9 protein-coding genes are annotated in these 12,886 nt (G+C 34.9%); 8 read left to right on the forward strand and 1 reads right to left on the reverse strand.

Features of this window, described 5'->3' with window-relative positions; genetic code table 11:
• Positions 1 to 409: 409 nt before the first annotated feature.
• Positions 410 to 1,255: a Spy/CpxP family protein refolding chaperone gene (locus tag ACO05S_RS09240; protein ID WP_421921226.1), complete on the forward strand. Its 846-nt coding sequence runs from the start codon at positions 410 to 412 to the stop codon at positions 1,253 to 1,255.
• 638 nt (positions 1,256 to 1,893) lie between these two features.
• On the opposite strand, the gene ACO05S_RS09245 is transcribed toward ACO05S_RS09240, so the two are convergent.
• On the reverse strand, positions 1,894 to 2,745 hold the full coding sequence (locus ACO05S_RS09245) for a S24 family peptidase (RefSeq protein WP_421921227.1): 852 nt from the start codon (positions 2,743 to 2,745) through the stop codon (positions 1,894 to 1,896).
• Between the two features lie 690 nt (positions 2,746 to 3,435).
• On the opposite strand from ACO05S_RS09245, the gene ACO05S_RS09250 reads away from it, so the two are divergent.
• The 7 genes from ACO05S_RS09250 to ACO05S_RS09280 all read left to right on the forward strand — a co-directional run bounded on the left by ACO05S_RS09250 (position 3,436) and on the right by ACO05S_RS09280 (position 12,561).
• The gene (locus ACO05S_RS09250) at positions 3,436 to 3,639 is read left to right on the forward strand and encodes a hypothetical protein (protein WP_421921228.1); all 204 of its coding nucleotides are present in this window, start codon (positions 3,436 to 3,438) and stop codon (positions 3,637 to 3,639) included.
• A gap of 1,041 nt (positions 3,640 to 4,680) precedes the next feature.
• Positions 4,681 to 4,929: a hypothetical protein gene (locus ACO05S_RS09255; RefSeq protein ID WP_421921229.1), complete on the forward strand. Its 249-nt coding sequence runs from the start codon at positions 4,681 to 4,683 to the stop codon at positions 4,927 to 4,929.
• 12 nt (positions 4,930 to 4,941) lie between these two features.
• Entirely contained in the window at positions 4,942 to 5,187 is a 246-nt protein-coding gene (locus ACO05S_RS09260; RefSeq protein ID WP_421921230.1) for a hypothetical protein, read from the forward strand.
• Between the two features lie 30 nt (positions 5,188 to 5,217).
• The gene (locus ACO05S_RS09265; RefSeq protein ID WP_421921231.1) at positions 5,218 to 5,595 is read left to right on the forward strand and encodes a hypothetical protein; all 378 of its coding nucleotides are present in this window, start codon (positions 5,218 to 5,220) and stop codon (positions 5,593 to 5,595) included.
• Positions 5,596 to 5,605: 10 nt separating this feature from the next.
• Positions 5,606 to 5,998, forward strand: a complete 393-nt coding sequence (locus ACO05S_RS09270; RefSeq protein WP_421921232.1) for a hypothetical protein — start codon at positions 5,606 to 5,608, stop codon at positions 5,996 to 5,998.
• Positions 5,999 to 6,384: 386 nt separating this feature from the next.
• Positions 6,385 to 11,964 carry a hypothetical protein gene (locus ACO05S_RS09275; RefSeq protein ID WP_421921233.1) on the forward strand — a complete coding sequence of 1,860 codons (5,580 nt, stop codon included), beginning with the start codon at positions 6,385 to 6,387 and terminating at the stop codon, positions 11,962 to 11,964.
• Between the two features lie 90 nt (positions 11,965 to 12,054).
• Entirely contained in the window at positions 12,055 to 12,561 is a 507-nt protein-coding gene (locus tag ACO05S_RS09280; RefSeq protein ID WP_421921234.1) for a hypothetical protein, read from the forward strand.
• Positions 12,562 to 12,886 lie beyond the last annotated feature (325 nt).

The following is a 12,886-nucleotide window of genomic DNA, read 5'->3' on the forward strand; positions in this document are numbered from 1 at the left end:
TAAAATTCTATCCACAGAAAGTTATATTTGGGATAGATTTGCATTAAAAATATGGAAAGAATAGCGGGCTATTTTGAGGAATTTTTAATGTGAAGATGTCGTAAAGAGAACTTTCCATTATGTGTTTGCCTGCTTTTGGCATAAATTTCCTCAAATCTTCTTGAAATATCCCGATATTCCTTCGAAAATTTCTACTCAAAATCAGATCAAACTGTGAACGAATTTTACGTCGAACTCACGTTAAATTAAGGAAAAGACCTCATTTTATAATAACACAGGCATTTGGATCGGTTCAAAAAAAATCAATCCCAATTAAACTTTACAACGATTCGCAAGTCCAAGCACTGAATTCGATTTTAAAATAGCGCTGGAATTATCAAGTTAAGAACCATTTAAAAAATTAGACAAAATGAAGAAACCAGTTGTAGTTGGAATAATTTGCATGTTTGTAGTGGCTGGAATGTCGAACTTATATGCGCAGCAAAACAGAGGACAAGGAGGACAAAGAAATTTACAATGTAAAAAAGGGAAAGCTTTTAATCTAACAGAGGAACAAAAAGAGCAAATGAAAGAAGTGCGCACCCGGTATGCGAAACAATCTTTAAATATAAAGAATGAGTTGAACGAGCTGCGGGCAAAACAGAAAACTTTGGTTTCGGCCGAACAGCCAAATAAGTCAAAGGTTTATGCTAATATCGATAAGATGACTACTTTAAAGAAAGAATTGCAAGTTCAGAAATTAGATATGCGACTGGAAATGCATTCTTTTTTAAGTGAAGAGCAATTGTTGCGAGCAGATTTTAAAGCAAATCACCGCAAGGGTATGAAACAAGGCCATAGAGGAAAGAGAGCTATGGCTCAGGGAATGCATGCCAAAGCAAAAAAAGAGCATGTGCAAGCTATAAAAGACATGAAAGCTGACAAAGGCAAAAGAAACATGCTCGATTTAAGTGAAGAGCAGAAAGGTCAGATGAAAGAATTGCGTTTGGCTCATCTGAAGGATACCAAATCGTTAAGAGATGAGGCCGAAGAACTAAGACTGAAACAAAGAAACCTAATGACTGACGAAGATCCTGATAAATCGATATTGCTTGCTAATGTAAAGCGCTTGTCGGATATTCAGAACAGTTTAGTTAAGAAGAAATTCGATCACCAAATGGAGGTTCGCAAAATTTTAAACGAGGATCAGTTAGTACTTTTCCTAAGCCGAGCTGGCAAGGGGAAAGCTTTTCATAAAGGCCACAGAGGGTGGTAACACCAGAGTAATACAATTAGATTAGAGAGGTTCTTTTTTAGTTGGGCACTGAAAAAGTACTAAAATTTAGAAAAGCCATTAAAAAGATGATATTTTTCCTTTTAATGGCTTTTTTTTTATTAAATCATAAGTAGCACTATATGTGTATCTTATGCTTTAGTGGAAAAGTCAAGATCTGATATTCTACATCTGAATTTATCGGTCTATCCAAAATTCAGGGGTTTTTCAGTGCCCTCTTTTTTAGGAACCTCTTTTTTTTGAATGCCCTTTAGGGATAGATTCATATTTGGTTTAATGTAAAAAAAATGAAGCAGTAACTTCCCGCATGAATAATGATTAATACCAGATGATATAAAGTCTGGATGTATTCGTGAGTTACTTCCCTTTCGATTCCAAATAAAAGAGTTTTTGTTTCGAATTAAAGGATTTGGTCTGTCAACGTCAAAATTTAGCTTATCTAAGCCAAATGTATGTATAGAAACCCCAATTCTTATATTTCGAACCTAAGCGTTTGATTAAGGAGCCGAAACAGATGAGTAAGAGATCCAAATACTTCTATTCGAAACCTAAAGAGAATATTTTGAAATCCAAAACAGTCAATATTTCTGAAATCCAATTGGGTTTATAATTAAATTACTTCATTTGTCTGACTCTTCAATCATTTTTGTCAGTTGATGAATTTTATTTTCGAAGTCCAGCTGCTTTATTTCCAAATTGTTAATCATCTGGTATAAATCAGCAGAACGATTTCCTAGGTCAAAACTCATAAAAGCCTTAACGGCCCACACCTCTAATATTTCATCTTGATTAACCGTTTTGACAGAATAACTGGCATTGTCACTCTTCAAGATGAACTGACCTCGCTCTTTTAAACGATTCAAAACACGCTTAACAACCACTCCTGTTTTAAGAACGACAACATAGACCAATCCGTCTTTAATCAGATCCGAATCATCTACTGCCATTGCAAACACCCAAGAATTATTGGATAAAGTTGGTTCCATGCTATCTCCTGAAACCTGAAAACCTCTAAAGGTAGCCCCTTGAAACTCTGGGCGAGGAATGTTAAATGCTGGTTGTTGTTTTATAAAGTGGACATTGTCAATGTTTTCGGGATAACCAGCAGCTGCTCTGACATCTAACATTAAAATATTTTCTCTTTCATTGCTGTCTACTGTAATACACCTTGGAAGCACTTGTACTTTCTGCAAACGATCATTATCATTATGATTTTTGATTTGATCTATTCCGGAAAGATTTTTAAAAGGTTCACCCTCTCCTGTTAAAAGCCAATTAATATTGACTGATTCGAACTTTCTTGTAATGTCAGATAGAATATCAAAACTTGGTTTATTTTTTGCATTAAGGACATTGTATATTTTATCAGCACGAGAATAGCCTAATTTCCTGGAAAAGGCAAGTGGGCTAAGATTCATTCCACTTATAATTAGCTCAAACCTTTTACTGTAATCATTGTAATTATAGCTCATAAAGTTTATTTTGGATTTGATTAGTACCAAATTTATTGTATGTTTGTAATGATACTTTATGCGAATATAATAAAAATACAATGAATTGTCAAATGACCATGCTTTGTAATTATTAGAATATCAGATATTAAGCGTTTTTATCACAGCAAGTCATTGATTAATAATGACTGAAGAAAATCTTATTCCATTACAATAATTATAGAAGTTGTTTTATTTTAGGCAATAATAAATTTTTGTAAAGCATTTAATGACTAAAGTATGATTTAGCTATTTGCAACTATTTATTTTGTGACAATCAACAAAGTTAATTTATTTTATAGTTAAAAATTGAATGTGAAAATATTGATCTAAAAATAAGACGTCAATATGTTAATCATAAAATCATAAATTAATTTGCAACAAATACAGACTAATTGATGACCGGAATTTACTTTATTACATTTTTATCTATTTTACTTCAGCTTATTCAACAGGGTCACAGTAGGCTCGATTGTTATCCGTAATAAACTTTCGATAAGACATGGTTGTATAAAATAAGAACGAATAGAAACAATGATTTTAATGATTGACTCCATCAAAAATACACCCGTACTAAATCTATTGACCCTTTTACTTGCCATGAAAGTCTATCTGAAATATATACCAATAGTTATCTATCCATTAAACTAACTATTTAAAACATACTTAAAAATGAGCTACAACAAAAGAAATTTACTAATCAAGATTATCGAAGTCCAAAATATCTATATTGAACACTCAAAAAGAGGAGCTACTGGGAAATGGATTTTTAACGAGCTAATTCATCCTAAATTCAGAATTAGCCGAGCTACTTTTTACAATTATCTTGCTACTAATGCTAAAAAGGAATTAAAGGAATTAGATGCGAATAACTAAGAAAAACACTTGCATTGTTAAACCAAAGGTAGTAAACATACAATTCAAATAGATCAAGGTGGGATGCGCAGCTCACCTTGGGCTTCAATATTAACAAGCTATACTTTTATTGTAATTGCATTCAACTAATGACTCTTAAAATAGCTGCACTGTATTTAGTAAAACCATAATTTAAAGATGGCTCAGATGCTTCTTCTTATTTAATTCTGCACTACAATTACATTAATAAGCATATAATCAACTTCATCCTTTCCGACTTAATAAACAAGAAGACTTGCGGCATAGAATTCACTATTCGTATTCTATTAAATAGCTACTTTGTCATTTTGTCATCCGAAAATCATATTCACAAGAAAATCTCTTCATCCAATGTATACAACATTAGAAGTAATATAGAAAATACATTGCTTTTATTCGATCCAAGCATTTATGTTATAATAGTTTTATTTGGAATGAGTTTTAAACTATTTTTAGTTTAATCAAGTGCAAAAGTAGAGGCATAGCCATTGCTAAGTCGATATTCTTTAGTAAAGAATCGACTCAAATGGTCAAAAATGTGGATTTATTTTATTGTAATAATTTCGATCAAAACTATAATGCAATCCACTTATTAACATACCGGTTTATAAGTTACACTCCCAACAAACAACTTTATTCCATCTTCTCTAAATCCAAAAAAACAACTGTTTCGATTATGATTGATTTACTTATGCTTCTGAGAGATACTCTTTTTCTTTGAAGCAAACAAAAATACATTTTGTGAAAAATCAAATATAATTTAGGAAGTCTAACCATTAGACCAATTTATACAACTGTTATATAGTATTTTGGAGGACATACAAATGATTTGCAATTTTAAAATCGAAACAAACAAAAAGCGTTTCTCAATTACTGTTTCTGTATATAGTCATTAAGAAATTTTATGCCTCTATTCAGAGATACAAGTTTTGATCAAATTATTTATGAAATCCCGAAGCTAGATTGAAAATGGTTTCAAATATTAGATTAACAAATTTGTAGTAACATATAAAAACTCACCAAATGAATAAAAATATAATCGCAACAATACTGAATGAGAAAGAAGACATATCAGAAGAAAATTTATTGCATAGTCTGAAAAAAAGATTAAAGGTTGCCGAGAGTGCTGGTATTTACAAAGCGCAAGCCGATTACTGGAAAGAACAACACCATAGTCTAAGACAGCAATGTTTTAGGGCAATAAATAGAAAGAATGGCTTAAAGTACCTCAGCGAAATACTTGAAGAGGACATCCATACACTAACAATTTAAATTTTATAGCCAATGGAAAAAAAAATGAACATTACACTTGGCCAAGTGCTGTCAATGGCATTAACCGTTTTTATAATCACACTTGGGGGGTGGTTTAACATGAGCGGCAGAGTGAAAGCTCTTGAAGTAGAAACAGATATTCGTATCAGACAGCTAGAGACACAAGTGCAGAAGAACAGGGATTATTTTCATAAAATACTAGATGAAGTACAACAAGTGAAAATTGTTCTTGAAAACAAAAAAGACAGGGAGAATTAAAAAATGGCCTTCACATTTAGTAAAAAATCAATGGACAGACTACTTCAAGTTGATCCGCGATTACAGGAACTAATAAAGAATACCATTGCTTTAAGCCCCATAGATTTTGGAATACCAAAATTTGGAGGTTTAAGAACCGAGAAAGAACAAGAAGAACTTTATAGAAAAGGTCTCTCAAAGTGCGATGGATACAAGATCAAAAGCTTCCATCAAACAGGAAATGCAATTGATATTTATGCCTATATAAATGGCAAAGCATCCTGGAACAAAATTCATCTGGCAATAATTGCAGGAGTAATTCTTGGAGAAGCAAATCGAATGAACCTGAATGTAAGATGGGGCGGCACATTTGGTAGCGATAGTTTTAATGGATGGGACATGCCTCATTTCGAGTTAATTACATATTAAATTTTCAACAATGGGATTTTTATCAAGCAAGCGATCAGAAAGAATATTAGACGGAGCCATTAAAGGAATTGATGCCCTTTTTTTTACAAAAGAAGAGAAAGCACAACAATCATTAAAAGTTGCCGATGCACAAATGGAATTCCTAAAAACCACATTAAGTGAAAGCTCAGCAAGATCGGTAACTCGCAGATATCTTGCTCTAGCAATAGTAGGTGTATTCTTGTTTCTCATTTTAGGATCAGGTATGGTCTACCCAATAAATCAAGAATATGCTAAATTTCTATTCGAGCTAGTTAATTCACTAAACACACTGGTGATGATGGTTGCAGGTTTCTTTTTCGGAGCTTATATGATAGGTTCGCACATTTGGGGAAAAGGGCGAACCAAAGAAAAGGCAAAGTAAATAACCAAAACACAAGACATTCATTTAAAATAAGTCCCTCCTTTCCTAGATGAAATGATTTCATCATTACATCACCATATATGAGTGAAAATAAATATCAACCTGGAAAGTAGCATTCCACTTTCGGCTAAAAAAATAGACAATTGCGAAACGCAGGTAGCGACAGAAAGTTGTAGCTATTTTTCTAAGGTTGATACGATCCGGTTATACCAATTGTATTCCAAAATGATTAATAAATCATTTTGCTTATTACAATGGTTAATACCGATATGCAATCACAGAGCCATTGTTTTCATCGCTCGTTTCGATTGGTAATCGGTATTATTCAAAAGTCTTTAGATAAGGGATTAATAATTATATGTAGAAAGCATTAAAAGATATTAACTATGAATGATAAAAATATATTTACAAACAATGCCATATTAGCCTTGCTATTAGAGCAAGATGAAATAGAGCAGGTTAAGCACGAGGTTGGTCTTGTTCCTAATAAAGATGGAGATGGCTATGAGACTCATACAGGTGAGATCTATACCTCAGCAGATATCATTACGTTACGTAACAATGCGGATTTTGGCTTAGGTTCTACAAAATTTGCTGGCTTAATAGCAAAAAAATACGATGGAGTAAATGATGGACAACTTGTGTTTGATGCCGATGGATATGCACGTGTAGGTGATAAGGACAGCCTACAAATGATTGCAACTCGCGAAAATTCTCCTCTTCCAAACGGAGTAGCCTATTATGATAATGGCACGAGAAAATTTAAAACCAAAGATGAATCTACTTTATCGGTAGCACAAGCTGCCAACGCTAACAAACTTGGAACATACACGGCTTCTCAATACTTGAGAAACGACATTAATGAACCTAAATTAAGCGTAAGCGGAAGTTTAAAATTTTCTTTGGAAGCAGACTCTGATAACTCAAACGAATCAGATAATGTTGAACTATACCTTTCTCAAGGTGGTGGTGGTACTACTGCAAGTCTAGGTTTAAACAGCTCAAACGATCTTTATTTAAATCACGGAACTACTCGTGTTTTTGAATACGACGAAGGAGAAAGTAATCTAATTTTTGATTCAACAGTTCATTCTTCTGCAAAGTTTAATAAAACTGTACTATACTCGCCTGAAACCTCAACTGACATCATGAACATTCGCAGATATGGCAATGATCATACTGTACTAAACATTTGGAGTCCACCACAAACAGCATGGGGCGGTGCTAAAGAGAGTACTATAGCATTGGTTCGTGGTGATGGAAATGAGTACTTCATGGATATCTACAACATGGACTATGGAAACTCAGATCAGGGAAATAACCTGGATTATGGTGAACCTGAAATGGGGATCAGACTTCAGAAAAGAGGAACTGGTTCTTATACTCCATTCTATATTGAATACGGAAATGGAAGTGAAGAATTTAAGGCACTTGAAATTCACCCTAATGGGACTGATACTTCTAACCAGTCTTCAGTAACTCTGAACCGACTAATTGCAAACTATGACGGAAATACGAAATTTGAAACAACAAATGAGGGTTCTAAGACTATTGGTGAACATATTATTACAGGATATTCGTTCTTAGAAGGTAGGATTTACGCCAAAGGGGATGGTGGAGAATCAATTAGAGTTAGACCAGCTTCAAGTACAGATACCAATCCTTACATCAGTTTTTATAGATCCAGTTTAGCTGGCCGAACTGGCTATTTACAAGCTATTTCCTCCGGAATGCAACTGACTTCTGAAACGGGCTATTTAAATCTTAATTCTACCACTTCAGGTGTTTACCTCAGATATTCAGGTGATGTAAAATTCAACACAACATCAGATGGTACATACACAGATGGTGTCAGTAATATTAAAGGTACTGTTAAAATAACAGGTGATAATACAAATTATGGGGAACGACACCCTTTGTTGTGGGGAAGAGGGAAGTCAGGCGATACTGTACTCTGGCAAACAGTTAGAGGAGGTTTCCTTGAATTTACAAATGGTTCTACTTATGGAACTGATCCTAATAACATGGTTAGTATTTGGACAGGTACTAGGCCTGCGGTAAATATTGGTTCAACTAAACTTGTTAACGATAATGATTCTGGATTATTAAAACTACAAACAGATCATGGTTATATTAAAATGGGTGCAAGTAATTCAAGCTGGGCACACTTTTATACTGACAGATCAAAATTTTACTTTGATAGTGGAATATCAGCCGTGTCTGAATTAGGAATTTATAACACAACTACCAGTTTACGTGACAAAATATTAAATCTTTCAGATAGTCATTATTTAGAGAGTAATGGAACTGGAATTAAACACTTTGGAGATTCAATGTTTACTGGCTACGTTGGTACCGAAACATTTAAAGATGGTTTTAGTGGTGAAGGTTGGAGGACTGATAATTTGGGTAATTCAACTTTCGATTCACTTACAGTGAGAAAAACATTCAACGTCTATGAATTGAATGTGAATAAAATTCGCTCTGGAAATGGCTCTTATTGGTTCTCTGATGGGATGAAGTTTGAAAAAGATTGGGGTACTGACTCTACCTATTATAGAATAGGATTAGATCAAGATACTTCGGACGAAAGACAACCTTTTAGAGTAGGTGATATATTGCGCTGTCAGGTTTGGACTGGGTCAGGGATAAAATACTATACACTTACAGTTGATGCTATCCCAAGTGATAATACATATTTTAGAGCCCCAAAATCAAGCAAAACTGGTTCCGGAGTACCAGAGATAGGTGATGAATTAGTAAGAATTGGAAATACTACGGATACCGATAGACAAGGTGCTGTTTACATCACATCCAATGACAACAATGCTCCATATATTGATGTTCTTGATGGTGTTAATTCTGATTCTTTTGTTAATAAAACAAAAGTTCGTTTAGGAAAATTAGATGGCATTACATCACCAACATTTGGAAATCTTTCCGGTTATGGACTATGGGCTCAAGATTCATATTTAGAAGGTGGCATCAATGCTACTTTTGGTAAGATTGGAGGATGGGATATTTCTTCATATGATATACGATCAGTAGCAAATGGTTTTACAACCCGAATAATTAATAGTGTTGGTACAGTAGAACCACGTATAGAAATTCTAAAAGATACTAGTAACTATGTAAAGATGTTCCACCGAACTGATAGCGATGATTTTGGTATTATTGGCAGACAAGGAGGAAACACATTATTTCAATTAGGAAGCACTAACAAAATCGCTGGCTGGAATTTTTCAAGTACAGAATTAACAGGAGGAAGTACTCACATTAAGAGTACTGGTGCCGTATACAATTATTCTAGTGGCACTTATAAATGGGAGCTAGCCGCTGATGGTAGTGGTAGATTGGCAAACGGTAATATAAGTTGGGACGCCACAGGCAATACAACTCTGGGCTCAGGCGTTACTCTTCAGTGGGAACACCTAAGCGCTGAATCTAAAGCCAACTTAAAAGGTGAGCCTGGACAAGATGGAAAAGACGGGGCACAAGGATTGCAAGGACCACAAGGACTTCAAGGTCCCCAAGGAGATCAGGGACCGCAAGGTCTACAAGGTTTAAAAGGAGACGATGGAGCTAATGGAGTCGATGGTCAGGACGGAACTAACGGTACTGATGGACGCGACGGAAAAGACTCTCCAGTACTATACATTAATACAGAAACCAGAGATTTTCCTACAAACACGAATTATGCTGGTGGTACTAAATATACTTTCACTTCTGCCTGGGGTGGACCAACAACAATATGGATAAGAGCTTTAGATGCTGAAGGTGCCGTGCATTGCGGATTAAATAACTCTGATTTAGGGACTATGTCTGGACCAGATAATGCTACATTATGGTATAAATTTGACTGTACTTTAGCAACTGGTTCAAATGAGATCTCAATCTGGTCAACCACTGCTGATGGAGGTTCAGTATATGAAATTATAGTGAAAGCAGAACCTATTAAAAATACCTATATTGATGCTACAGGTTTATATACGGGAACAATTTCAGCCAATAAAATCAATGCGGGAACCATTCATGCTGATAGAATTGGTGTAAATTCCATTAGTGCATCAAAAATTAAAACTAACGAACTGGTGGTGGGTGATAACATTGCCATGGGGTCTAATGCGACTATTAGCTGGTCTAAAGTATCTGGCACATCAGGTGTTGAAACTACAGCAGGTGCGCAGTCAAAAGCTGATTCAGCTAAATCACAAGCAATTAGCACTGCAGCCTCTGATGCTACAACAAAAGCAAACAATGCCCAAACAGCAGCTACCAATGTTGCTAACGCAGCTCAAAATACGGCAGATATTGCAAACTCATTAGCTACCACTCTGAGAGATACTCAAGGTATGGCATATTCCAAAACCATTACAGTTGGTGGCGACGCAAGATATTTCTATCCAGTTGTAATTAAACACGGTAATCAATATGTACAAAGACGTATTGTTGTTAAAAGAGGCTATAATGAAACTGCTCCTCATAATAATACATACTGGAACAACTCAACAACTCACTTTGGAGCTTTAGGCCTTGACATTAGAGCTAACTTTGGAGGTTGGGGTGGTACTACATATGGATGGACTGTAGACGACTTAAAACAGCAGTATAACACTAGTTATGGTGGTTGTTTCGGTGGAGCAGAGAACTGTATGCACCAAATGGGTTTTGCAATTTTTCTTAGAGGTGGTGGAGCTGTGTACCATATTTATTCAGAACAGACCGTAGATAATGCCCAGGTATGTTTAAATCAGGATAAAATCTATGACCATACTAATAACAGTTATGATGCTTATGCCCCATCACCTAAGGATAGCGCCAGTTCAAACGTTAGAAGTGCTATTTCAGCCTTGATTACAGCACACAGAAATGTGGATGGTGACTTGGCAACAACAATCACTAACGACACACTTTCAACCACAAATGTTATTGCAACCAACTTAAAAGTAAAAGCTGCGAACATTCAAGACAAACTAACAGCTGATAAAATAGATGTAAGTACGTTGTATGTGGGTGATGGTGGTATTAGACTAGATAACTCAGCTAAAATTACTTGGGGCAATGTAGAAAATAAACCAAGTATACCAACAGTAATCTCAGTAACTACAGCACAAGATAAAGCAAATGATGCATACAATAAAGCAGTAGCAGCTCAGGATGATATTAATGATAAAGATGATAATTGGGTAACTACATTAACTCAAAATACTATCACAACAGAGTATATCAACGGTAAACATATTACTGCACTAGGAGCAGTAAATGCTGGTAGTTTTAACATCAATGATAAGTTTAAAGTTGATGCTAATGGATATTTAACTGCTACAGGTGCTACAATTACTGGAACAATAAACGCTACATCCGGTACTTTCAGTGGTAATGTTACTTCCACCAGTGGTAAAATTGCTTCCTTTAATTTTAATGGCTCACAAATGTGGTCTGGATCAAGTCCAAGAAATACTGGAGTAACACTTGGCAACTCTCAAACATCAAGTGGTGGATACATTGATATTCGAGGAAATAACACTAGTGAAAACCTATTATATCTACAAAATGGTAGAATTCAACACCAATTGGGAGAATTCCTAGCCGCTGACATTAATGCCCGAGGTACTTTATTAGTAAATCAATTGCAGTTAAAAAAACATACTAGTACAGGTAGCACTAGTTCTGGTTCTCCAACAACTTTATATGCTAATGGAGCATCCTATTTTGCACTTGGTTCAAGTTCAAGCTCAAGACACTTTCAATTATCAGGTGGAGTAGATGGTCAAATGATAATTATATTCAATAGAAATGATCGTGATAGCTGCTATGTTAAAGGTACTCTAGATTCTAAAGATGGTTATTTCGAAATCCCTGGAGGTTGTGCTTTTGGTTTTATATATGATACCGGTACAAAATACAGGCCAACAGCAACAGGTGGTCATTGGATTTGTTTCAGTAAATGGAATCAAAACTGGTAAGCACCCCAAAAAACTACGAATTGGAATATTACAATTTTATAAGAATACCACTATTGGTTATTTCAACTTTAAAAATAAATTTTTAACAAAATGAAAAACAAAAATTTGTACGAATTAAAAGAGGCAATCAGCCGAGTGAACAACAAAGGAAACAACAAGTTCAAATTGGCATTATTATTAAATGAAAAGATGATTGATGAGCGTATTGAGTCGATTGAAAAATTACGTGAGCAATCGGAAGAATACAAAGCTTTTGAACAGAACAGACATGAGTTGATTTCTGCACATGCTGAGTTGGACGATAATGGACAGGTAGTTGTTTACTCTCAACCTGAAGGACAAGGTGGCATCTCGAATGATGGCTATGGTTACCCAAACATCGTAAAAGAAAAAAAGGAATACGAAAAACAACTCAACTCCTTACAGGAAGAAAACAAGGAAGTGATTGATGCAGAAGTTAAAAAGCAATCTGAATTTGTTGAAACCATAAACCAGGATGTTGAACCTGCCATTGAGTTTAGTACAGTTTCCTTCGACTGCATTCCTGAAATTGAGTATGAAGAAATGAAGGTGCTAATGCCATTTATCGAAAAATAGAAACAAATAAACGTATTATTTTCTGAATAATACAAAATAACAATCCCTTATCACTTACCATTTCAAGTTAAAAGTGGTAGTAAGACAAGAATAACCGGATCTTATTACAATTGATCACCTATAAGTTTTCCCCAAGGGTGTGATTAATTGGCATTCAAGGGATTTAATTCAAGAAATCGAATACCCTTAATTTTCTGCTGAACAGGCTGAAAATTGGTAGATCAACAGTAACAAATGCCGTGGGTCTACCCTGGGTATCCTTTGTAATACTGGTATTACGATGAAATAAGTGTCCTTCTTTTGTTCTTTGGGCTTTATTCTTTGT

This window comes from Marinifilum sp. (genome assembly GCF_965230805.1).
Taxonomy (GTDB): domain Bacteria; phylum Bacteroidota; class Bacteroidia; order Bacteroidales; family Marinifilaceae; genus Marinifilum.